General features: G+C 59.6%; 21 protein-coding genes and 1 pseudogene. 12 read left to right on the top strand and 10 right to left on the bottom strand.

What is annotated here, in order from left to right:
- Window positions 1–3 precede the first annotated feature (3 nt).
- The 7 genes from GR197_RS04050 to GR197_RS04020 all read left to right on the top strand — a co-directional run bounded on the left by GR197_RS04050 (window position 4) and on the right by GR197_RS04020 (window position 6921).
- The gene (locus GR197_RS04050) at window positions 4–945 is read left to right on the top strand and encodes a PfkB family carbohydrate kinase (protein WP_164006814.1); all 942 of its coding nucleotides are present in this window, start codon (window positions 4–6) and stop codon (window positions 943–945) included.
- A 329-nt stretch (window positions 946–1274) separates the two neighbouring features.
- Complete coding sequence (locus tag GR197_RS04045) at window positions 1275–2423, top strand: sn-glycerol-3-phosphate ABC transporter ATP-binding protein UgpC (protein ID WP_164006812.1); 1149 nt, start codon at window positions 1275–1277, stop codon at window positions 2421–2423.
- A gap of 93 nt (window positions 2424–2516) precedes the next feature.
- Entirely contained in the window at window positions 2517–3593 is a 1077-nt protein-coding gene (locus GR197_RS04040; RefSeq protein ID WP_164006810.1) for a Gfo/Idh/MocA family protein, read from the top strand.
- Window positions 3593–4435: a sugar phosphate isomerase/epimerase family protein gene (locus GR197_RS04035; protein WP_164006808.1), complete on the top strand. Its 843-nt coding sequence runs from the start codon at window positions 3593–3595 to the stop codon at window positions 4433–4435. Before GR197_RS04040 ends, GR197_RS04035 begins: the two co-directional genes overlap by 1 nt.
- Window positions 4435–5244 (top strand): alpha/beta fold hydrolase, encoded by an 810-nt coding sequence (locus GR197_RS04030; protein WP_164006806.1) that lies wholly within the window; start codon window positions 4435–4437, stop codon window positions 5242–5244. Before GR197_RS04035 ends, GR197_RS04030 begins: the two co-directional genes overlap by 1 nt.
- A 4-nt stretch (window positions 5245–5248) precedes the next feature.
- Complete coding sequence (locus GR197_RS04025; protein ID WP_164006804.1) at window positions 5249–5950, top strand: ribulose-phosphate 3-epimerase; 702 nt, start codon at window positions 5249–5251, stop codon at window positions 5948–5950.
- Window positions 5951–5964: 14 nt separating this feature from the next.
- Window positions 5965–6921, top strand: a complete 957-nt coding sequence (locus tag GR197_RS04020) for an ROK family protein (protein ID WP_164007232.1) — start codon at window positions 5965–5967, stop codon at window positions 6919–6921.
- Between the two features lie 25 nt (window positions 6922–6946).
- Here the strand turns inward: GR197_RS04020 and GR197_RS04015 are convergent, their stop codons facing one another.
- Together GR197_RS04015 and GR197_RS04010 are read right to left on the bottom strand one after the other, a co-directional pair.
- A complete protein-coding gene (locus tag GR197_RS04015) occupies window positions 6947–7339 on the bottom strand; it encodes a DUF4112 domain-containing protein (protein WP_164006802.1) in 393 nt (130 codons plus the stop codon).
- 285 nt (window positions 7340–7624) lie between these two features.
- Window positions 7625–9442, bottom strand: a complete 1818-nt coding sequence (locus GR197_RS04010; protein WP_164006800.1) for a methyl-accepting chemotaxis protein — start codon at window positions 9440–9442, stop codon at window positions 7625–7627.
- Between the two features lie 245 nt (window positions 9443–9687).
- On the opposite strand from GR197_RS04010, the gene GR197_RS32235 reads away from it, so the two are divergent.
- Window positions 9688–9936, top strand: a complete 249-nt coding sequence (locus GR197_RS32235; protein WP_164006798.1) for a plasmid stabilization protein — start codon at window positions 9688–9690, stop codon at window positions 9934–9936.
- Between the two features lie 119 nt (window positions 9937–10055).
- A complete protein-coding gene (locus tag GR197_RS04000; protein WP_164006796.1) occupies window positions 10056–10517 on the top strand; it encodes a hypothetical protein in 462 nt (153 codons plus the stop codon).
- A gap of 72 nt (window positions 10518–10589) precedes the next feature.
- Here the strand turns inward: GR197_RS04000 and GR197_RS03995 are convergent, their stop codons facing one another.
- The 8 genes and pseudogenes from GR197_RS03995 to GR197_RS03960 all read right to left on the bottom strand — a co-directional run bounded on the left by GR197_RS03995 (window position 10590) and on the right by GR197_RS03960 (window position 18644).
- A complete protein-coding gene (locus GR197_RS03995; RefSeq protein ID WP_164006794.1) occupies window positions 10590–10838 on the bottom strand; it encodes a hypothetical protein in 249 nt (82 codons plus the stop codon).
- Window positions 10839–11088: 250 nt separating this feature from the next.
- A complete protein-coding gene (locus GR197_RS03990; protein ID WP_164006792.1) occupies window positions 11089–12177 on the bottom strand; it encodes a DUF5666 domain-containing protein in 1089 nt (362 codons plus the stop codon).
- Window positions 12174–13066 (bottom strand): annotated as a pseudogene (locus GR197_RS03985) (DUF6502 family protein). The gene GR197_RS03990 and the pseudogene GR197_RS03985 overlap by 4 nt, the downstream one beginning before the upstream one ends.
- Before the next feature lie 154 nt (window positions 13067–13220).
- The gene (locus GR197_RS03980; protein WP_164006789.1) at window positions 13221–13595 is read right to left on the bottom strand and encodes a hypothetical protein; all 375 of its coding nucleotides are present in this window, start codon (window positions 13593–13595) and stop codon (window positions 13221–13223) included.
- 10 nt (window positions 13596–13605) lie between these two features.
- The gene (locus GR197_RS03975) at window positions 13606–14652 is read right to left on the bottom strand and encodes a flagellar hook-associated family protein (protein ID WP_164006787.1); all 1047 of its coding nucleotides are present in this window, start codon (window positions 14650–14652) and stop codon (window positions 13606–13608) included.
- 2 nt (window positions 14653–14654) lie between these two features.
- Window positions 14655–16115 (bottom strand): flagellar hook-associated protein FlgK, encoded by a 1461-nt coding sequence (gene flgK, locus GR197_RS03970; protein ID WP_164006785.1) that lies wholly within the window; start codon window positions 16113–16115, stop codon window positions 14655–14657.
- Between the two features lie 13 nt (window positions 16116–16128).
- Entirely contained in the window at window positions 16129–17421 is a 1293-nt protein-coding gene (locus GR197_RS03965) for a flagellar hook protein FlgE (RefSeq protein WP_164006782.1), read from the bottom strand.
- 353 nt (window positions 17422–17774) lie between these two features.
- Window positions 17775–18644, bottom strand: a complete 870-nt coding sequence (locus GR197_RS03960; RefSeq protein WP_164006780.1) for an EF-hand domain-containing protein — start codon at window positions 18642–18644, stop codon at window positions 17775–17777.
- Window positions 18645–18807: 163 nt separating this feature from the next.
- Here GR197_RS03960 and GR197_RS03955 point away from each other — a divergent pair, with 163 nt between their 5' ends.
- From GR197_RS03955 to GR197_RS03945, 3 genes are all read left to right on the top strand, one after another.
- Window positions 18808–19455 carry a TetR/AcrR family transcriptional regulator gene (locus tag GR197_RS03955; protein WP_164006777.1) on the top strand — a complete coding sequence of 216 codons (648 nt, stop codon included), beginning with the start codon at window positions 18808–18810 and terminating at the stop codon, window positions 19453–19455.
- A gap of 257 nt (window positions 19456–19712) precedes the next feature.
- Window positions 19713–21896 (top strand): DUF1217 domain-containing protein, encoded by a 2184-nt coding sequence (locus GR197_RS03950; RefSeq protein ID WP_164006775.1) that lies wholly within the window; start codon window positions 19713–19715, stop codon window positions 21894–21896.
- Window positions 21897–22048: 152 nt separating this feature from the next.
- Complete coding sequence (locus GR197_RS03945; RefSeq protein ID WP_164006773.1) at window positions 22049–23824, top strand: methyl-accepting chemotaxis protein; 1776 nt, start codon at window positions 22049–22051, stop codon at window positions 23822–23824.
- Window positions 23825–23869: the final 45 nt, after the last annotated feature.

The raw sequence follows: 23869 nt of genomic DNA, 5'->3' as shown, positions 1-23869 counted from the left end.
GACATGTCGCGCTCGCTCCAGGTTCTGGGCTTCGGCGCCCTGGCAATCGATGACATCATCTATGTCGATCGGGGGCTTTCGGCCGGCAAGGGGAAGGTAACGAAGCGGACGATGGACCATGGCGGCAACGTGGCGACGGCCCTTGTCGCCGTCGCCCGGCTTGGCGGGCGGGCCGGCTTCATCGGCTGGCTCGGCAATGAGCCGGCGGCCGATCTGGCCGGTGCCGAGCTCGAGCGCGAGGGCGTCGACATATCCCTGGCGCCGCGCCATGCCGCTGCCGCGCCGATCCGCTCGGTGATTACGGTCAGTCCCGACGGCGACCGGTTCATAGCCTACGACGACGATGTGCTGCACGGCACGTCGGACGCGCTGCCCGACGATGTCTTGATCCAAGCCCCGGTCCTGCTGATCGATGGTTACGCGACGCATTCGGAAAGTGTTGTGGCCCGGGCGCGCGCGCTCGGCCTTGCCGTGATAGCCGATATCGAATGGACGGTCGGTGCAGCGACGGACCGGATCCTCGCCTTCGCCGACCATCTGGTGCTGCCGCTCGCTTTCGCCAGAGAGTACACCGGTGAAGATGATCCAAGGATCATGCTGGAGAAGCTCTGGTCAACGGATCGGTCCGCTGTCGTGCTGACAGATGGCGAACGAGGGACCTGTCTTCGCCAGAAAGGCGATCCCACCCGGTGGCTTTTGCCGGCCTATCAGGTTCAGGCGGTCGACACGACCGGCGCCGGCGACTGTTTTCACGGGGCCTACGCTCTTGCCCTTGCCGAGGGCAAGACCCCGCTTGATTGCGTAGCCTATGCCACAGCGGCGGCTGCCATTTCCGTGACCGCACGCGGAGGGCGCCGGGGCCTGCCGAACCACCGGACCTGCCTGGCATGGATGGCAGGGGAAAATGCGCCGGCGCCGCGCCCGATTCCTGGATGTCACGATTAGCGTGCCGTTAGTCGGTGTCGACCTGGCTGGCCGCCCGAGCAGAACCACACATTGATCGCAGGGTTCGAACATCATTCAACAGCTGCCGCGCCGGCTATAAAAGTTACGCGCGTAAAAAAATATTAGCGCGCAGATTAATCTTATTTTTCGGACTAAATGTGAAATATTTCAAATGGATACGGTGAGATATCGACAATGATGACGTGGAATGTGATCGATTCTTTTGTTGACATTGAAGCTCAGGCCTGAGCTTTCTTGTCGAAAGGATCGGAGGTGGCGGGAAGAGCGCCGGTCGAAGACGTGAGCGGACTGATACGGGAGGATGAGACGTGGCTGTGGTTGTACTGGACAAAATCTGCAAGACCTATGGAAACAGCTACCATGCGATCAAGGATCTGAGCCTGACGATCCATGACGGCGAGTTTCTGATCCTCGTCGGCCCGTCCGGATGCGGAAAATCGACCGCGCTCCGCATGATTGCCGGGCTTGAGGAAATCAGCAGTGGAACCTTGAGCATCGGCGGTCAGGATGTCGTCGATCTTGCGCCGAAGGACCGGGACATCGCCATGGTCTTTCAGAGTTATGCGCTTTATCCGCACATGACGGTGTTCGACAACATCGCCTTTTCGATGAAGCTGGCCGGAAAGAACAAGGCCGAGCGAACCAAGCGCGTTCACGAGATTGCCAAGATCCTGCAGCTGGAAAGCCTGCTGGGCAACAAGCCCGCGCAGCTTTCCGGCGGCCAGCGCCAGCGTGTCGCGATGGGCCGCGCCATGGTCCGCGAGCCCGCGGCATTCCTCATGGACGAACCGCTTTCCAACCTCGATGCCAAGCTGCGTGTGCAGATGCGCGCGGAGATCGCAAGCCTGCAGAGACAGCTGGGTGTCACGACGATTTACGTGACGCACGACCAGACCGAAGCCCTGACCATGGGCGATCGCGTCGCGGTGCTGAAGGGCGGCGTGCTACAGCAGGTGGACACGCCCAAGGCTTTGTATCACCGCCCGGTCAATGCGTTCGTCGCAGGCTTCATCGGGTCGCCCTCGATGAACCTGTTCGAAGGGCGTCTGGAGGGTATGCGGATCCATCTGCCGGGCTTCTCCATCCCCCTGTCCGACGGCGCTTTTGAGCGGGCTCCCGGCCTTTCCGCCTTCGAGGGAAAAGCCCTGATCTTTGGTGTCCGGCCCGAGGATCTCTACGACAGCCAGTTGCCGTCGGGGGCATCCTATCCGACGATCCCGGTTGTCGTGAAGTCGATCGAGGAGCTTGGCTCGGAGTTGATCGTGCATTTGAAAATCGACGCGGTCCGGATCGACTCGGGCGACCCCGACGCCGTCGAAGACCTGAGCGGCGCCGCCAACGCCGTCGCCCGCTTCGAAGCTGTCAGCGCCGTCGAGACGGGCCAATCGATCAATCTGGCAATCGACCCGGCGAAACTGCACTTTTTCCATCCTCAAACACACATGGCTTTGAACTGACCAGGGAAAGCTGATGGCAGTTCGGACCAGGGCCATTCCTTTCGGCGCCGAAACCGGCATTTATCTTCAACATTCGACCTAGAGAGCTTATCGATGCCAGCAAAACAGGAACGGCGCCTCCGCATCGGCGTACTGGGAGCGGGCCAGATTGCCCAGGCCGCGCACTTCGAGAGCTGCACGAAGGCCGCCAATGCCGATCTCTATGCGATCTGCGACGTTGCCGCGGATCTCCGCGAACGTATGGCAATCACCCATGGAGCTGGTAAAACCTACGACGACTACGACAAGATGCTGGCCGATCCCGACCTCGATGCCGTGATCATCGCGACCGCCGATGCCTTTCACGTCCCGACCTCCATTCGCGCCCTCCAGGCGGGCAAGCATGTGCTGTGCGAGAAACCCGTCGGGGTCACCGTCGAGGAATGCCTTGAATTGAAGGCCGAAGTCGACATGTCGGGAAAGGTGTTTCAGGTCGGGCATATGAAGCGTTTCGACGCCGGGCTCCAGGCGGCCAAATCCTTCATCCGTGACGAGATGGGTGAGATGGTCGCCCTGAAAGCATGGTATTGCGACAGCACCCACCGTTATCCGATGACCGATGCAGTCCAGCCCCTGATCGTTGCCAGCGCCAATGCGCGAAAACCCTCCGCCGATCCGAAAGCCGACCTGCGCCGCTACTACATGCTTGCGCATGGTTGCCACCTGATCGACACGGCCCGTTATTTTGCCGGCGACATCGTTTCCGTCGCCGCGCGCCTCTCCGAGCGGGCCGGTATCTGGTGCTGGTTCGTCGACGTGGAATTTGCCTCCGGCACGCTCGGCCACCTCGATCTCACCGTCCAGGTGCGCATGGACTGGCATGAAGGTTTCCAGATCTACGGCAGGAACGGCAGCATTTTGGGCAAGACCTATAACCCGTGGTACTACAAGACCAGCGAGGTCGACATTTTTCGGGAAGCGGATGGCGCAACCCATCGCGTTCTCGGTGCCGACGGTCATTTCTACCGCCGTCAGGTCGAAGGCTTCGCCCGCACCATCCTGGATGGCACGGTGATGGAAGGCGCCGACATCGATGATGGCCTGGCCTCCGTACGGGCGATGGTCGCCGTCGCGCGTTCCGTCGAAAGCGGTAAGCCGGTCGCGCTGGCTGACGTCACGGGTGGCGTTTGATGAAGCTCGGCATCTTCGCAAAGACCTTCGACGGATCGGAGCCCTCGACGGTCCTCAATTCGGTAGCGCAGGCCGGGTTCACCGCGGCGCAATACAATATGGCCTGCTCGGGCCTGCCGCCAATGCCGGAGACGATTACCGAGGCTCAGGCGCGCTCGGTCGCCGAGGCGGCACGCAGCGGCGGCGTCGAGATCGTCGCCGTATCCGGCACCTACAATATGATCCATCCCGATCCGGCCCTGCGCGAGGTAGGGCTTCGAAGATTGGCGACGTTGGCCGAGCGTTGCGCCGGTATGTCAACGGGGCTGATCACGCTTTGCACCGGCACACGCGACCCCATCGACCAATGGAAGGTGCACGCCGACAACGACACGCCGGCAGCTTGGCGCGATCTCCTCGAAGCCATGGAGGCGGCCGTCGCAATCGCCGAGCGCTACAATGTGGATCTTGGCATCGAGCCCGAGCTTGCCAATGTGGTCAACTCGGCTGAGAAAGCCCATCGGTTGATCACGGCGCTGAAGAGCCCGCGCATCAAGATCGTGCTCGATCCGGCCAATCTTTTCGAGGTTGCGACGCTGAATGAGCAGCGGCGCACCGTGTCTTCCGCAATCGATCTTCTGGCCGATCGGATCGTCATGGCGCATGCAAAAGACCGCAATCCCGACGGCAGTTTCGCGACCGCCGGCAAGGGCGTCCTCGACTATGGGCATTATCTCGGCCGCCTCAAGGCGATTGGCTTTTCCGGCAGTCTTGTCACCCATGGTCTCTCAGCCTCGGAGGCGGCCGGTGCGGCGACCTTCCTGAAAGGTGCTCTCGGCGGCGAAGGCGCGGGGAGAGGATGATGAGACGGGCTCAGCCGTTCGAAACCAGCGATGGGACCATTCTCAACGTCGATATGGCGGGCGAGGGCGTGCCGGTAATATTCCAGCACGGCCTATGCGGCGACGCGGCACAGACGGATGAGGTCTTTCCGCTCGAAACCGGATATCGCCGGGTTACGGTCGAAGCCCGCGGTCACGGCCGTTCTCGGGCCGGCAATCTGGAGCAACTGTCGATTTCGACCTTCTGCGATGATATCGCCGTCTATATCGAGAAAAGCCTTGCGGTGCCGATCGTGATCGGCGGCATCTCGATGGGTGCCGCGATCGCCTTGCGTCTCGCCGTCAAGCGGCCCGATCTCGTCAAGGCTTTGATCATTGCAAGGCCGGCTTGGCTGACGGCATCGGCGCCGGACAATATGGCGCCCAATGCCGAAGTCGGGCGGCTTATGAAAACCCTGCCACTGGGCGAGGCAAAGCAGGCATTTCTTGCCGGGCCCGTCGGCGTGCGGCTCGCCGCCGAGGCGCCGGACAATCTCGCTTCGCTTGCCGGGTTTTTCTCCCGCACGCCTCTGGATGTGACCGCCGAACTGCTGACCAGGATCGCAAATGATGGCCCTGATGTGACCGACGCGGATGTTGGCAATCTGGCCTTGCCGACGCTCGTCATCGGCCATGATCGCGATAGCATTCATCCACTTGGCCACGCGCGTGCTCTTGCTGCGCGGATTGCCGGCGCACGTTTCGTGCAGATCACGCCGAAAACGGAGAGCCGCCCGCAATATGTCGCCGACTTTCGGCTTGCCATCGGCAATTTCCTGAAGGAGCTCTGAAACAATGCCTACCCCCCCAAAAAACTGGATCGCCGATCTTCCGAAGGATCGGCTAATCGCCGAATTCTCCGTCTGGTCGGCCGATCTCATGCGCCTCGCCGATGATCTCGCGCGTGTCGATCCTCACGTCGACATCCTCCATATCGATGTCGCCGACGGCCATTTCGCGCCAGCAATGTTGTTTTTTCCCGACCTTGTCGCCGGTGTGCGCAAAGTCTCCGCGCGGCCGATCCATGTTCATCTGATGGTTGCAGACAGCATCATTATGTCGCAGATCGAGCAGTTCGCCGATGCCGGCAGCGACCTGATCAGCCTTCATGTCGAAAACGAAAGCGTCGCCGACGAGGCTCTCGATCTTCTCGACCGCCGCGGTATTGCAGCCGGCATGGTCCTCAAGGTCGAGACCCCCGTCGAGCGGATCGAGAAATATGTTTCGCGGCTGCGTTTTGTGACGCTGCTTGGCACGGCGATCGGCGTCAAGGGCCAGGGCCTCGACGAAAAGGCCGGCGCCCGGCTTCAACAGGCAAAGCAGATCATCGCCGGCTGCGGTGCGGCCGATCGGATCGTGCTTGCGGCCGATGGCGGCATTCGCGAGCATACGGTGCCTCTCCTGCGCCAGTCCGGTGCGGAAACAGTGGTTCTCGGTTCCCTGGCTTTCAATGCGCCGTCGCTCGATGAGCGGATGGCATGGGTCCGCGCACTCTAACTCTTGGTCTCCACATGCAGCAGGTTGCCATTGGTATAGACCTCGGCGGAACGCAGGTGCGGGCCGCCCTTGTCGATGAGCAGGGCAGGATCCTGGCGCGCTTGGCTGAACCAACGGATGCGCAGGCCGGCCCCGACCGGGTGCTCGCCCAGATTTGCGGCCTCACCGATCGGCTGCTTGCAGCATCGAAGCCTGCTTCGGTGGTGGGCGTCGGCGTATCGGCCCCAGGCCCGCTCGATACGGTCGCCGGTGTCGCGACTGATATCCCGACCCTTTCGGGCTTCGTCGATTTTCCGCTGAAGGCCGAGTTGCAGAAGCGCTTTCCGTTTCCGGTCGATCTCGAAAACGACGCCATTGCCGCGGCGATCGGTGAGTGGCAGTTCGGTATCGGCAGAGGACTTGATAACCTCGTCTATGTCACGGTGAGCACCGGGATCGGTGGTGGCGTTATCTCGGACGGTCGTGTGGTGCGCGGCCGTAAGGGCATGGCGGCGCATGTCGGACACATGTCGGTCGTGCCGAGTGGTGAGCTTTGCCCTTGCGGCAACCGGGGCTGTTTCGAGGCCTATGGATCCGGTCCGGCTTTTGCGCGGCGCGCCCAAATGCGGGCGCTGGGAAATGGCGAGACGACGTTAGGCAGTAACGGCGGCGCCATCGACAGCCGCAGCGTTTTCGCGGCGGCTCGAAATGGCGATCGGCTCGCCAATCAGCTGATCGACGAGGAAGCGGAAATTCTCGGCCGCGGTTTCACCAGTCTGATCCATATCTTCAGTCCCGATATTATCGTCATGGGGGGAGGGCTTTCCCACGAATTCGACCGGCTACAGCCGGGCATTCAAGCCTATATCAGCCAATGGGCGATGCCGGCATTCAAGGATGTGAAGGTGATGCTGGCGGCATTGGATCAGAACTCGGGCCTTATCGGCGCCGCGGCTCTGGCGTTTCTGGCGGGGAAGGTCGCTCCGCCGTGATGCAATTCCGGGACGACCGCCTTCGTCAGATGCGCCGGTTCAGCTCGTCTTCGTTTACTCCGAAGTGGTCGAGGATGATGCCGACGTTGCGGCGGTGAGATTTGAAATAGACATCGAAGATATCGCCGATCAGAGGGACCGTACCGCAGGCGGCGTCGACGCCGAGATTGACGCCCATACGGGCGAGTTTGTGGGCGGGAAGACCGAGCCGCCTTGCCTCATCGATGATGAAAAGACCGATCAGCGATCCGGCAATGTCGCCGACGCCCGGGATCAGACCGAGAACCGAATCCGCGCCGATCCGTACGCCGACGATAGGCAACCGGACCGCGGTATCCATTAGACGGGCTATGCCGACGGCGCGGCGAATCCGCCCGAGTTCGGCAGAGGTGAGGTATGTCGTCTTGCCCGTGTCCATGGCCGTGAAACGCCGCAAGACCCATAAAGTTCGTCGGCGCGCGTGATCTGGGAGATCTCGATCTTATCTTTCGTCGGGAACCGCCGACCTGGCTCGACATGCCGAACCTGTCATCGATCTCGATGATGCCATCATCGCGCGCATCCATCCGATCGGGCGGGCCGGGGTGGCGCGCCCCGCGAGATCCGCGCCGGAATTTCCCGGTCTGGTCAAACCGGGCGATTGTTGCCGTCGTGGCGATCATTACAGGCTGAGGTGAACGGAGTTTCGGCGGCTGCTCATACGTCAGGCCGCTCTCTGCGGTCTTGACGCGCTGGCTCTTGCATTAACCTGGAAGCGGTTGACGACCCCTTCCAGCGTCTGCGTCTGGGTGCCGAGCGCCCGGCAGGCCGAGGCGGTTTCGACGGCCATGGCCGCGTTGCGTTGCGTCACTTCATCCAGTGCGTTGACGGAGGCGTTGATCTCGCCGATCGCCACGGCCTGTTCGGAGGACACCGAAACGATGCGGGCAATCAGGCCGGCAACCTGCTCGACTTGTCCTTCGATTTCCAGAAGCGCCTTGCCGGTGCGGTTGACAAGCTGCACTCCGCTGGAAACCTGAGCCGAGGATGTGGAAATCAGAGCCCTGATCTCCTTGGCGGCATTGGCCGAGCGCATGGCGAGTTCGCGCACTTCCTGCGCCACGACGGCGAAACCCTTGCCCGCTTCGCCAGCACGGGCGGCTTCGACCCCGGCATTGAGCGCCAGAAGATTGGTCTGGAAGGCGATTTCATCGATGACGTTGACGATGTCGCCGATCTGCGACGACGAACCTTCGATCCGTTCCATGGCGGCGATCGCTTCGCGAACGACGGCGGCCGAATGTTCGGCGCTGGTGCGGGTCTCGGCCATCATGCCGGTTGCCTTGCCGGCATGCTCGGCGGCATCTTTCGCCTTGGCATTCATCTCGTCGAGGGCAGCCGTGGCCTCTTCGAGCATCACGGCCTGCTGTTCCGTACGCGACGCGAGACTCTCGGTTGCGCCGGTAATGCCGTCCGAGGAACTGCCCACTTGCCTGGAGGTCAGGGCGATCTCGGCCATCGAGGCGCAAAGTGCGTCCATGCTGTCGTTGAACTTGGCGCGCAAAGTCTCGTAGGCGGCGGCGAAGGGCGTGGCGATCCGGCAATCGAGATTACCGTGTGACAGCTGGTCCAAACCGTGTGTCAGTTGATCGATCACCGTTTCGCGGATCTGCTCCTCGGCGGCTTTTTCGGCCATCTGGCTGCGTTCGCGTTCGAATTCCACATCGCGAAGCGCCGTCTCTCGCTTCTGCGCGTCTTGCCGCTCGAGCGCGTTGTTGCGGAAGACGGCCACTGCCTTGGACATGGCGCCGATCTCGTCGGAACGGTCGGCATAGGGAACGTCCGTCGAATAATCGCCATCGGCAAGATTGCCCATATAGGCCTTCATGCCATCGAGCGGCACAATTGCCCGGCGACGCAAGAGATAGAGACCCACGAGCAGCAGGCCGAACGACCCCAAACCCGCAGCACCCGCATAGATCGTCCAGGTGACGATTTCCGAGGCGGCATTGTGCTCCTCACCCTTCAAAAAAGCATCGGAATTTGCAACGAGTTTCTCGACCGCGTCCTGGTGCGAATGAAAGGCGACGCGCAGTTGCTCGATCGCACCATGCGCCTTGTCTTCATCCTTCGCGTTCAAGGCTGGAATGATCTCGCGATCCATCACTCCCCAGAATACGTCGCCCTTGGCGATGACATCGTTTTCAAGCTCGTCCTTCAGGGCCTGCGGCAGCCGGGTGGTTTTCCAATAGGCGCGTCGGTCGTCGTAAGCGGCCTTGAGATTTGCGATCTTGGCGAGATTGGTATCGGTGAGTTCGGGAAATTTGCTCGCCTCGAAGGAGAGCATGTAAGATTCGACGACAAACAGCGGCGGCGGCAAAATATCGGCGATCAGATCCTTGCCGTAAACGACTTGTTCGTAAACCGGTCCATTGACCTTCAAGCGTTCGAGCGCCGATTGCTGCAATCCGATCGACATGAAGAGGCCGGCGGAAACGGCGACGCCAAATGCCACCAGACTGCGCGCAATAGTAAAGGCCAAGGACCATCTCCAAATAACTTTGGGCCTCTCTTCTTCGAGACGCCTGATTTACGTGGAGCATTATTTCGTAAGAACGCTGAGATATGGTTAATTCTTTCTTGGGCAGGGGGTTGGCTCGCCTGTGCAAAGCCGGCTCAGTCGTCCAAAATTGGGGTGATCGCAGACAATGGCCATTTTGATAGTACGCCAATCCACTATCTCACTGGCCGGGATGATAAGCTTTATTCATCGGAAAGGAGATCAGCATGGCCGTATCTCGGCTTGTCGTACGAAGCGCAAAGGCGCGTGATCTTGCACGACGGCTTGCCCGGCGCGAAAATCGTTCAATCGCCGAGATTGTCGAGAGGGCTCTTGAATATTATGAGATCTGTCAAGCCGGGCGCGAGCCAGCCATGTCGTTCTATGCCCGCCTTCCGCCGCAAAGCGGCACGGATCTCGATCTTGAGGCAATCGTCGATGGAAGCCGCGAGATTCATAAAGGCATAAAGCTTTGAATTTGTCGATGAATGGCTACCAGCCGGATGGGAGCAGATGACAATCCTATGATATCGGCGGTTAGATTAAGAATAGCGCCCAGTGGTGCATAAGACCGCTACCGGTTCAGGATAGTTCTATGTTTATTTATTTCGTGCTGTCTTTGCATTTGTTAGGACGCTCGGGTTTCGCCTTTGACGCCCCGCCCAGCGGGGGGACTTCACACACGACACAACTAGATATGCCGTCATCCAGTGATGAAATATGGGTGTCGGGCCAAAGAAATGTGTTTGATCCACACATCCTTCTAGCACAATTTTCGCGCCATCAAGCTGATGAAGATTTGATAATAATAGAAGCTGATCGTATTTTTGATACCATAGAGTCAATGAATTATACTGTTAACCCAGAGACGAAATATTTCGTCTTTTTTGCCGATAACTTTCCGTTCTTTCGTAGCCGTTCTACGCAGTTGGACAACGAAGTTTATGACTACAGACTGCCCACATCAGGTTACTTGCATTTAAAGACCTTTCGATTTGTGGTGGATCCCACCGATCAAAAGCTCAAAGCTGTTGTGGCAATGTCGTCTTTTTTGTAAGCGGCTTCCTAGGGGTAGTTTTCGGGAAAGCAGAAATCCCAATCCTTCAGGATTGGATCATTCTGGTGAGGATCAGGCCAATCGCATCAGCATATCGTTGAGGTCGCCGATCTCGCGCAGCAGCTCGACCAATCTATCCGTATCGTCTTGGCTGAGCCGGCCGGTTTCGCCGCTGCTATTCCAAAGCTGTTGGAATTCTTGGCTCATCTGGAGCGCGCTGTTCATTATGCTGATGATTTGCGCGCGGTTTTCCCAGGTTGCAACGACGGTTGGTTCGTCCATATCGATCGAAATATCCGGTTCGCGTTCCAGCAAAAGCAATTTCTGATTCCTTTTGGGCGATGATGACTTGGTTCGGGTGGGGCCATCGCGTCGGCGGTGACCCGTTTCGGAAATTACGCGAAAACACGGTTCGACTTAAAAAGCGTTTGAAAATCAGACGATTGGCTAGCGGGTATGGGGCGGACCCGTTAGCCAATCGGTAAACCCTTCCTGGAATCACCCGAAGCAGGATTCGCAAGAGCAATAAAATGGGAAAATTTCCCATTTGTCAACGTGGGTGACAGCGTTTTCAGTGCGGACCCGGATCGGGGGGCGGCGACCCGGGAGGCCCCGAGCCGGAAGGGGGGCCGCCAGGGCCGGGTGGCGGACCTCGCCTGCCCGGATTGGGAAAATCGCCGTCCGGCCCGCCTCTGCCGAAAGGCGAGTGATCGGGCCCGGGTCCGTTCCCGGGACCATTCGGCGGGCGGGGACCAAAGCCATTGGGACTAGGTCCGGGAAAGCCCGTCATTCTGCTCGAATCCCGTACGCCGATATCGACGAAGCCATGACCATCGGGGGAGAGTTGCATCGACCCGGACGGCGCTGAACCCCCAGGTCCAGAACCCGCCATGCCTCTGTCCCCCGGCCGGAAGGTCTCGATGTTGACGGTACCGTGTTTCAGACCCGGCACGACAGGTTCGGGCTGAATACGAGTGACGATCAATCGATCGGCGACTGCCTTCAGACGCACGACTGTTTGTTTGCCGGCCAGATACCCATGCGTGCTTCCAAGCGAAAGGCCGCCGATCAGGACGCGGTTGCCGCTCTTGACGAGGACACCACGGACATGGGCGCCATCGGAGACGGAGCGGGGCTCGATGCGCCGGGCAATGATCGTGCCGTCAGGTTTGCGGATACCGAACACGGCAACCCGCTTGCCTTTCCGCAGGCCCTTCGTTGGCAAATCTGATGTGTCGATGCTTTGCGAAAGTATTCTTATCCCGGTCTTATCAACCTGGTCGATGCGGCCCTGGACTTCGCTGACGATCGTAATGCGGGCGGCGCGCTTGCCTGTGAGCAGCACCCGGGCGACATGACCGACCTTCATCGCGCTGGCGGGAACGCGTCGTCCATCGATCTCGATCGGCGTCGTGGCGCTGAACGGTATGTGGATATCGTTGACGATGATGCTGCCGAAACCCTGGATGGTCCCGACGATGCCGGTTCCGCCGATACCGTGATCTTCGTTCTCCCCACCTCCCTGAATGGAAAGACCGGATCCGCCGATCCCATGATCGCTGGTGCCGGTCGGCTGCGCGGCCGTTATCGCAGGTATCAGGACCTGAAGCGCAATTCCGCCCAGGAGAAACTGTCGTCTCGAGATCGTTGACGGGCTCATTCGTCCGCCTCCGTCCCGGAGGCGGAATCTGCCCGGGGATCCGTCGCACGCTCCTCGGTCATGACGTAGAGGCCTGAGATCCAGCGGCTGTGGCCGCCCGGGTCGTCCTTGATGGACTGATGGGCGATCTTGTTGAGCTTGAGAAGCATCGCCATCCCTTCCTCGCGCGCGATTTCGTCGAGCCGGGCGGCGAGCGCTGGTGACATCCCATCATAATGAACGGCGCGTTCGAAATAGGGAGGAGGATCGTTCATCAGGTTCATGACCGACGCCTGCATATGGTCACGAAGGTTGCGGGTAAAATAATGCCGGCGGGCTTCGTCGCCGGCATTGGGCACGATCGATGAAAGGTTGAGCCGGACCCAGCCGTTGTCGTCGACAACGACGATGCCCTTGTCCAGCCAGTCGTCGAGGATGGAGCGGGGATGGACGTCTTTGGTGATGTCGCTCACCAGGCTCTCGAATGAGGGACCACCATCGCTTGAGGTTCGGGGCAGGGTGCTCGGCCTGTCCTCGGCATCGCAATAAAGCGGATCGGCAAGCCATCGGGCAAGGATGCGGCTCGTCTGCGAAACGCCCACGGTCAGGAACGAGGGGTCAAGCGCCAGTCCGCGCAGTCGGTTGACGTCCTTGCGGTGGATGCCTGTCAGCAGCGAGATGCGGCTATCCGTCTGCTGCTTGTTCGGCAGCGCGAATTCCTTCTCCGCCACCTCGATATAAAGCCGGCGAAGGACGACCGAAAAAGCGGTGAAGTTGAAGCCGGAGGCGAGAGCGAGTTTGACCAGCGGGCGAAGCACGCGGACCAGCATGGCCTGCAAGGTCTCTTCGGAGAACGGAAGCTTCGCGCGCGGCTTTGACATCAAGAAACACTCGGCCTGTGAAAGACCATTGCCGGCAGACTTCGACAATCGTCCTTGGTCTTCCCTATGGCAAAGTCCACACTGCCGCAACGCACAGGCGGCATGCAAGCCCGGTCCTTGCCATGCTCACCGGCGGAGCACACTCGATCGCGACGCCTTCCGGAAGGTATTTTTCTTATTCTATCAATGTCTTGTGTTCTCTGACTCGGGGGAGAGCAAGGCACCCTGACGCCAGTCGATCAACCGGTCGATTCGAGCAATCTTGTGGAAAACCTCGAAGACGTCGAATGACGAGCCTTTCTCGATGTAGGAGGCCAGGAGCTCGCAAAGCTCGAAGATTTCCGGGGGCGTTCCCGTCATCTCGACGCCGTCATCGGTGAAAATCCCCGATCGCGGCCACGCCTGGGCCTGTTGCTCGTCGAGCTTGCTGCCGACGAAAGGGATCGTATTGATGATGCCTGAGGCAAGCGCAAAGGCGGCCTCAGCCACGATTTCGGAGCAGCTCATGTTGGGCTCTCTCGTTAAGGCCGGTATTTGCAGCCGCTTGAATTCCCGCATTTTCAATCCGTCAGAGATAGTTGACCAGGCTCAGGCCCTGGAGTTTCGAGACGAGCGTGTAGGCCGTTTCCAGTTGTGTCTGCAGCTGGTTGACGAGTGCCGACGCCTCGTAGGCATCGACACCCTGGAGATCGACGAGGTTTCCTTGGAGCAGGCTCGACTGGGCATCGAGCGCGTCATTTGCCTTTTCGACCCGTTCCTGCGAGAGGCCGAGCTGGCTTTGCTGCGTCACGATGCCTGAAGTCGCCTGCGCGGCATAACCGATCGCCTTCGATGCCACCGTGCTCTGCGCGCCGGCGCTGAGATCCTGGCCGAAGAGCGCGGAGACGACGACGGAGGCAAGCGCCAGATAACGCATGCCTTCGGAATTGGCGTTGGTGGACGAGGTGATGGTTTCCGAGCCGCTGATCCGGCTTGTCATGTCGGTGCTGGAAGCGGTCGACCAGCCTTGCGAAGCGTCCGTCCAGGCGCTTTCGGAAAACATCGGCTCGACGGTACCGGTGATGAAAGTGCCGATTTCCTCGCCTGTGAGTTCGTTGACGTTTTTTCCAAGGCCGGTTGCATAATCGCCGAGCGCGGTCACGATCGCATCCGAGACCGTAGAGGACTGATCGGTCAGAGGCTGGCTGTCGAGATTCGTTCCGCCAAACAGGAACTCGCCATTCACCTCGGTGTTCGCCGTCGAGATCAGCTGAGAAATCGTGGCGCCCGCGGTCTGCAGGGCAACGGCGATGCTGGTCGTATCCTGGCTCGCCTGGAGCGCGGTCAGGTTCGAGACCAGGCTGTCGCCGGCATCCTTGAGGCTGGAAAGGGCGGTCTGCGATGCGTCCATGCGCAATCCGACGACCGCATTGCTCGACTGAAACGAGGCGGCCTGGTCGATGGCGCTGGTGAGATTGATCGTTTTCGCGGCGCCGGCGCCAAGGGAGACGCCGATATCGGCGTAAGTTCCGGTCGTCGCCTCCGTCGAAGCCTGCTGCAGCTTGGTTTGGGACTGGCTGATGGTCAGACGCAGGACGTTCTGCATCGCCGATGATGAGACAAAAGAGGCTTTCATGACTAGCTCGCTATATCGAGGAGCGACTTGAACATCTCGTCGATGACGTTCAGGATCTTTGTCGCCGCTTTGTAGGATTGTTCGATATCGAGGAGGAGCGTCAGCTCCTCGTCGAGGTTGACGCCGGCCTCGTTGGAATAGGCCTCGTCTGAGCGCGATAGCGCCGCAGATGTGTTTTCGGAGGCCGCCGTCGCATCGCTGCGGTATTGTTCGAGCCAGCCGATCGAGGAGCTGGCGTAGTCCATCAGGCTTTGCGATGTGGAAAGACCGGCGTCGGAGGAGAACGAGCGCTGTTCCGTCAACGCCGTATAGAGGGCGTCGAGATTGTCCGAGAAGCCGCTGTCGCCCGAACTGTTGAGATCGGTGATGCCGCTGATCGTTCCGTCGCGCAGTTTCGTCGCATCACCGCCCTCGCTGGTAACGACGGCAAGATTGACCGAGATCGAGGACGCTATACCGGTGATATCGTCGGAATCCGAGGGTGTTCCCCCGGTTGCTCCGGCCGCTGTTTTCCAGACGAAAAGTCCGGGTGCGCTGGTGCTGCCGTCGGTTTCCGAGAAGGCCTGGACGAGGGACTTGGCGATCTCGTCGAGCTGAGCCTGGAAGGTCGGGGCAATTTCGTCGCGAAGCTGCAGCAGCGCCTGCAGGCTGCCCGAGGCGCTTGTCGTCGATCCCTCGCCGGCGTCGAGCGCAACGCCGTCGATATAGACGGAATTGCCTTCCGTTCCGGCGACGTAGGTTGTGGTCGGGACGTAGGTGACGGTGCGCGGTATGGTCTCGAACAGCACGGTGCCGTCAGAGGTGTAGAGCGCCATGTCGTTATTGTTGCGGACGGCGGTGGTGACGCCGACGATCGAGGAGATTTGCTTCAGAAGCTTTTCACGCTCGTCAAGAGCCGAGGACGTATCGGCGCCGGTCGCTGTCGCCGCCTTGACCGCATTGTTGGCCGTTTCGAACTGTGACAACAGCGTATTCAGCGACGAGACCTGCGTGGCGATCTCGGCATCGGCATCGGCTCTGATCGACTGGACGCCGTCGCTTGCGGTATTCAGCGAGTTGGCCAGATCCTGCGCGGCAGTGACGGCCGATTGCGCTGATGTCGTGCTGCTCGGCGATGTGGCGAAGGTCTGCAGCGCTTGCTGAAATGCCGAGAGATAGGTGCTCGGCGAGGTCTCGTAATCATTGCCGCCCATCAGCGACTGCAGGCTTTCGAGGCCGGTCACCAGCGTCTGCTGCGCGCTGTCCTTGGCGTTCGATTGCAGATACTGGGCCAGCAGCGCAGTTTCCTGCGCCCGGCTGATGCTGACGACCTGGGCGCCGGACAGAGACGTCGTGATCGACGCCTCGCGTCTGACATAGTCGGAATTGCCGACATTGGCGATATTGGTCGAGACGACGCTGCTTTGCTGGCCGGTATTGTTGAAGATACTTTGCACGCTGTTCAAGGCGGAGGTAAGCGACATCCAGGCGCTCCCTCTATCGTTTCAGGTTGACGAGGACATCCATGATGTCGGAGCCGGTCTGAAACACCTTCGAATTGGCGGTATAGCTGCGCTGCGCCTCGATCATCTCGGTCAGTTCGCCGGCGAGGTCGACGTTCGAGCTTTCGAGAGCGCCGGACTGGATGGAACCCAGTCCGTTCGTCTGCGGAAAGCCGGTGACGGTAACGCCCGACTGGCCGTTGGCGCTGTAGACGTTGCCGCTGAGCAGCGTCAGATTGTCGGGGCTGGCGACCGTTGCAAGCGGGATCTGATAGAGCGCCTTGGTCGCACCATTCGCATAGGAGACCGACACCACGCCGTCCGTCCCGATCGATACCGAGCTGACGGCGCTGGCGGCCTGACCGTCGGCAGAGCCCGTCGCCGAGAAGTCGGAGGCAAGCTGGGTGAAATAAGAATAATCCATGGTGATCGTCTTTGCCGTGACCGGATCGACGATATCGGTGTCTGCCGAAGACGTCAGCTGGCCGTCGGCGTCGAAGGAGAGCGTCGCGACGCTCACCGCACTGGAGGAGTAGGGAAAGGACGTCGTGCCGCCGGTCGCTGCATCGGCGTTGCGGTAAACCGCGACCTCCCAGGTGCTTCCGGTGACCGCGCCGGCTGAATCCGTCGTGACACCCGTCTTGGTGAAATAGTAGTCGTACTGGACGGTGCCGCCGAGGCTGTCATAGGCCACCAGCGACATCTTCTGCGTATCGTCGGTGACAGTAGAGGAATTGGCGCTTGGCAGTGTCGTCGCATCGGTGACGACAGTTGCCTCGGAATTCAGGTTGCCGCTGAAATAGGCGCTGGTCGAAGCAACTGCGCTCAAGCCCGATTGGGCTACATTAACCGGCACCAGCCCGTCGAAACCGTTGACGACAACCGCCGGCAAGCCGGAATCATAAGAATACCCCATCAGGGTAAAACCAGCGCTGTTGACCAGATTGCCGTCGCTGTCGACCGAGAAGTCGCCGGCCCGGGTAAGCACCGGCGTGCCGTCGGGGCTTTCCACGATAAAGAACCCGTCTCCAGAGATCGCCAGGTCGTAATCCGAGGTCGTATAGGAGATGTCGCCCTGTTCGGAAATCGCCTGGCGCACGGATGTCTGGACGCCGCCGGAATTGTAATTGCCTGAAGAGGACGGCAGGACCAGTGACGAGAAGGACGTGGAAACGGCCTTGTAGCCGACGGTGTTTGCGTTGGCGATATTGTCGGAAACCGTGCTCAGCCGGTTTGCCTGGGCGCTCATGCCGGAGACGGCGGTTTTCATGCTTCCAAAGATGCTCATGGCTCGATCCTTAGTGGTTTGGGAACATGCCATGTGACGACAGGCTTCCAGCTCCCGGATTGCGGGCGCACGACATCGCTGGCGCCGGGCAAAGCCCACACCGGTCGATGATCTGATTGTCTGGACTGACCCCGTAATGGCGATAGGCGCTTCGGTTCATCCGGGCGCTGATGTCGTGCGCCTATTGCGGCGCACCATTTGTTCGGCGGAAGGCTATGCCGGCGTTCCTGCGACAGCATGATGCCGAAAAGTGTGAGCGGTTTCGGACGGCATCATGCTCTCACTCTCTAATTAAGAACGGGATTCAGATTTTAGGTCGACCGGGCCTAAAATCGTCCTGTTCCAGGCGGTCGTCAGCCCGTGGCAGTGGACAATGAACCGGTGCCCGATGTGTCGAGCAGATCAAAGAGCTGGCTCGCCTGGCTTTCGCTGACGTCGTCCGGCCTGCCGGCCATGAATTCGTCCAATGTCACGAGCCCGTCTCCATTCGTATCGAGATCGGAGAGCAGGGATGCGGTCTGGTCATCGTCGGCGGGCGGCGGTGGCGGCGGTCCGTCGGGACGTTGCGACGACTGAGAGGACATGGCCTCGGTCAGCGCATCGACCGATAGAGACCCGGCGCTTTCGCTGTCGAAGCTGTCGAACAGCGTGCCGGCCTGATCTTCCGTCACATCGGCCGGCCGGCCTGCGACGAACTCGGCCTTGCTCACCAGCCCGTCACCATCGGTATCGAGATCGGAGATCAGGGATGCGGACGGATCGTCGTGGGGCGGCGGCGGCGGCCCTCCGGCACGTTGCGACTGCTGGGCGAACATGGCCTCAGTGAGCGCATCGACCGACAGCGAGCCTGTGCCATCGCTGTCGAAACTGTCGAACAGCGTGCCGGCCTGATCCTCCGTCACATCAGACGGCCGGGCTGAGACGAACTCGGCCTTGCTCACATAGCCGTCGCCATCGCTGTCCAGCTGCGCAACGTCCATGCCTGCGCCGCCGTCCTGGTCTTGGCTGGAGCCGGACTGACCGGTGAGGCCGTTCATCGCCAGCGACATCAACTGGGCCATGAGTTTCTCGGCGCTGTTGGTCGTGTCTTCGTCGGACTGCTGGCTTGTGGTTGATTTTTTTGCCGAAACCGTATTACAGGATAGGATGTCCTGGGATGCGGATGTCGAGTTCTTGCTATAGGAATAGGAAGAAATTGATGTTGTGGCGGAAATGGTCGTCATAAGCGCTCCATCGCTAGAGGGTGGGGATGCAACGCATTACAGAACTTATGAGTTCTCTAAATCGAAATTGTTAATGCCACAACCGGAAAAATCATCCCTCAGAAATCGCAGTCCGCTTTTCCGGGTCGTCGGCATGCGCTTCGGTAAGGCGGTCTAGATCGTCATGGATGGTGTCGACGAACCCGCAGATGAGCCGCGCAAGCGGGGCCGGCCGAAAGTCTCCAGCGATGAGGACAAGCGGGCGCATATCGTCGAGATCGCTCGCCGTGTTTTTGTAAAATGCGGCTATGCCGGAAGCACGACCGCGGTCGTCGCCGCTGAGGCGGGTGTCTCGAAACAGACGCTCTACAAACTGTTTCAGAGCAAGGAAGAGCTGTTTGCCGCCGTCGTCGGTGCGCATCGGCGTATGATGCTCGATCTGCCCAGGCCCGTGGAAGATCTCTCGATTGCCGAGAGCCTCGAACGTATCTTCATGATCGACATGGATGAGGAGAAGGACGCGGATCGTGCCGGTTTCCTGCAACTCGTCTTTCGCGAGGCGGCTCAGTTTCCCGAGCTTGTCGACATCTTGCAGCATGAAGGCATGCTTGCCAGCCGCCAACACCTTGCCGACTGGTTGAACGATCGCCGGGCGGAAGGCAGGTTGGCGCTCGACGACCCGGCAAGCGGGGCCCGCATGCTGATGGATATGATCTTCGGCGGTATGGGCCCGCCGGAAGGGCGCGCCCAGGCGTGGCCCGATCGGGCGAGGCTGCTTGCCCATCTTCGCCGGTGCATCGCCATCTTTGCCGCCGGCGTCGGCGCGGCCTGACGCGCGTCGCATTTTTAACTTCCAATTCCGCATCAGATTAATTATAGAACTCTATAGTTCTTTTAAATCGATTCGGCCACATGGACGTGGCTGTGCCTCGCCATGATCGGCGACGAAATTCCCGCAGAGATGAAAAATTTCCCCGTGATTGCCGTCAGGCTTTCGCGCGGCGCCGTGCTTAGCGCAAATCCAGCAAAAGCCGCAGAGCGGTTTTGCGTTTGGAATTGCGTAAACACCAGAGTTTAGAGGGACAGACGTTGGTTTCCACTTATGTAAGCTACCTCGCGGTCGCTCGAAATCTCGGCGCCAGTCTTTCGAACGTCGCATCCCAGGCCACGGTTGCCCGCGACAGCGCCTATTACAAGGAAAACATCGGCAAGGTCACGACGGTCGATGACTTCATGGGTGATTACAAGCTCTATTCCTATGCCATGAAGGCCTACGGGCTCGACGACATGACCTATGCCAAGGCCTTCATGAAGAAGGTGCTGGAAAGCGACCTCAGCGATTCCTCGAGCTTCGCCAACAGCCTGAGCGACGGCCGCTATGCCGAGTTTGCAGCCGCCTTCAAATTTTCCGGCGAGACGAAGACGGCGCAATCGGACGTGCAGCGGGACAATCTGCTCGATGCCTACGAGACGTCGTTCGACACCGAGGCTGATGACATCGCGGATGAGACGGATTATTTCGAAGAGAATATCTCATCCATCACCTCGGTCGATGATTTCCTGTCGAGTTCAAGGCTGAAGAACTATGCGCTGACGGCCTTCGGTCTTAGCACCGACTATACGTCAAGCAGCTTTCTGAAGGAGGTTTTGACGAGCGATCTCGACGATCCCGACAGTTTCGTCAACCAGCTCGGCGACGACGTCTATGTCAGCCTGGCAAAGGCCTTCAACTTCAACGAGGACGGCTCGACCGACGGCGACGTGATGTCGGAAGACCAGATATCGCTGGTGACGAGTGGGTATGCGGTGGCCTCGTCGACTGCTGCGTCTTCGGACACCGGAGAGGCCTATGACACCTATTTCGCTGCAGAAATTGGAAACGTCACCTCAGTCGATCAGTTGATGAACGACGACAAGCTGGTCGGCTATCTCAGGATCGCCTACGCGCTGACCGACGACGAATCCGACACTTTCATTTCCGCGGCGTTGAAAAGCGCCGACATCGCCGACGCGATCGGTCTGTCCGATCTGCACGACGCCTTCAATTTCGACGAGGACGGCGCACTTGCCGATGGCGACACCGCCCAGACGTCGGAACAGACCGCCACGACCACGGCGGCCTTCGATGAAAATTATCAGGTGCTGGTCGCCAACACCAGCACGGAAGATGCCACCGACAACTATACGACGCGCATCGCCAGCGTCATCTCGATCGATGATTTCCTCGTGTCGAATGCCGATGACGACGATGACGACAATGACGATCTCCCGGAAATGTGGGAAATGGCGTTGCGCGCCTATGGCATCGATTCCACCGAGGTTTCGAGAAGCGAGGTCCGGAAGATACTCGAAAGCGATCCAACGGACGCCAAAAGCTATGTCAACAGCCTGAACGACGACCGGTTCGTGGCCTTTCGCAAAGCCTTCAACTTCGACAGCGCTGGCGACGTCACCGTTCCCTTGCAGGCCATGTCGGAATCCGTCGTCGACGACTATGCCGCCTATTACAAGCAGAACAAGATCCGCTACCTCGAAGGGGACGAGCTGACCGAGGCGACCGATGCGGCGGATGACGAGATTAGCTATTATCGCGAGCAGATGGCGACGATCACCACGGCGAGCGAATTTCTGGCCGACGATCGCCTGGTTTCCCTGGCACTGGTGGCCAAGGGACTCAACCCTGACGATATCACGTCGGACCAATTGAAGAAGATGTTTTCTTCCGATCTCGAAGACGAAGACAGTTATGTCAACAAGCTGGACGACAATCGTTTTGCCGAACTCGTCGGCTCGTTCAATTTCGATCAGGACGGCAATATTTCCGCCGATCCCACCGGGACGGTGCAGCAGCGCGGCGATGTGCTCGATACCATCGACTCCTATGTCAGGCTGACGCTTGAGGACGATCAGGGCGATAGCAACACCGGCGTGCGCCTGGCGCTCTATTTCCAGCGCAAGGCGCCGGAGATTTCGAGCGCCTATGGCATTCTGGGTGACAGCGCGCTTTTCGAGTTCTTTACCACGACCTTCAACCTGTCCAGTTATGTCTCGAACATGGACGTCGACAAGCAAGCCGAGATGGTCAACAATTTCGTCGACATCAAGGATCTGGCGGATCCTGACAAGGTCGACGATCTGATCAAACGCTTCACCGCCATGTATGATGTTGCCAACGGCACGGGCACCACGTCGACAGCACTTTCGATCCTGACCGGCTCTGCGACGATAAGCTCTGACACGCTGCTTGCCATGGCGCAGTTGAAAAGCGGCTGAGTGATCTTTTGCCTCGCCTCGTGATGAGAGCACTATTCTTTTCAGAAGACCGTTAAACCTTATATTAATCATTAAATCCCCATTAATAAGCATAGGCAAATATTCGCGGCCTGTCCGAATTGGCAGCGATGAAATCTATGGGGGATTTGTGAGTGAGCATTCTTGATCGTGGTGCAAATGCTGTCGCGGCTCTCGCCGCTCTATCCAACTCGCAAGCCATGATCGAGTTCGACTTGTCAGGCATGATCCTCACCGCGAACGAAAACTTCTGCAGGGCGCTCGGTTACGAATTGCGGGAGATCGTCGGACAACATCACCGCATGTTCGTCGAACCTGCCTATGCATCCTCGGCGGAATATAAGGCTTTCTGGACGAAGCTGTCTGCCGGGAAATTCGATCAGCAGCAATATAAGCGGCTCGGAAAAGGCGGCCGCGAGGTCTGGATCGAAGCATCCTACAATCCCGTGTTCCGGCGCGGGAGACCGGTCAAGGTCATCAAAATCGCAACCGATATCACCGCGCAGAAGCTGAAATCCGCCGAGGATGCGGGCAAGATCGACGCCTTGTCGCGGGCTCAGGCGATCATCGAATTCACGCCGGGCGGCGAAGTGCTTGGTGCCAACGACAATTTCCTTGCCGCCCTCGGCTATTCGCTTGCCGAGATCCAGGGCAAACATCATTCGATGTTCTGCGAAGCCGACTATTCGAGATCGGAGGCCTACAAGGAATTCTGGCGAAAGCTTGCGAGCGGCCAGTTGATTGCCGACGAATTCATGCGGGTGGGGAAGGGCGGACGCAAAGTCTACATCCAGGCCTCCTACAATCCGATCTTCGACCTGAACGGCAAAGTGTTCAAAGTCGTCAAGTTCGCAACCGACGTGACGGCACGCGTCGAGAATGTCGAACAACTTGCTTACTGCCTGACAAATTTTGCCGACGGCGACCTGTCGCAGACGATCGTGAAGCCTTTCATTCCTTCGCTGGAGCGGCTGCGCACCGATTTCAACAGCGCCTCGGAGAAGCTGAAGGGCGCGATGGCAACGGTGGCCGAAAACGCCAAGGCGATTTCGGCCGGTTCCAACGAAATCCGCACGGCAGCCGATGACCTGGCAAAACGCACCGAGCAGCAGGCGGCATCCGTCGAAGAGACGGCCGCCGCGCTTGAGGAGATTACCACCACGGTCAAGGATTCGAGCCGCCGCGCCGAGGAGGCCGGTCAACTGGTGGCGCGCACCAGGGACCATGCGGAGCATTCCGGCCAGGTGGTGCGGGATGCGATCGGAGCGATGGATCAGATCGAAACCTCGTCACGCGAAATTTCCAACATCATCGGTGTTATCGATGAGATTGCCTTCCAGACAAACCTTTTGGCGCTCAATGCCGGCGTAGAAGCGGCGCGGGCAGGGGAGGCCGGCAAAGGGTTTGCGGTTGTCGCCCAGGAAGTGCGCGAACTGGCGCAGCGCTCGGCGAAGGCCGCAAAAGAGATCAAGAGCCTGATTACGGCGTCCGGTTCCCATGTCGCAAACGGCGTCGCCCTGGTGACCAACGCCGGATCGGCGCTACGGGAAATCGCCACACAGGTTCACGAAATCAATACCAACGTCACGGCGATCGTCGAGGCGGCGCGCGAGCAATCGACGGCGCTCGGCGGCATCAACCAGGCCATCAACACCGTCGACCAGGGAACGCAGCAGAATGCCGCAATGGTCGAGGAGCAGACTGCTGCAAGCCATGGCCTTGCCCGGGAGGCTGCCGCGCTCTTCAAGCTCCTTGAGCAGTTCCGTTTCGAAGACGGACCGAAAACACGGTCTTCGTCGATGCAGGCGGGGCGTCACGCTTCGATGCCGTCGGCTTTAAAAGTTGTCCGCACGGCCTCGGCTCATGGATCGGCGGCTGCCGCGCTGAAGTCCGATTGGGAAGAATTCTGATTTAGCTCCAATCAAAGCTGCAGCGTTGCTTGCACGCCGAGAGGC

The sequence above is a fragment of the Rhizobium phaseoli genome, assembly GCF_010668805.1.
GTDB lineage: Bacteria > Pseudomonadota > Alphaproteobacteria > Rhizobiales > Rhizobiaceae > Rhizobium > Rhizobium phaseoli_A.
Note: the sequence above shows the minus strand (reverse complement) of the source record. Positions and strands in the feature narration are given on the sequence as shown.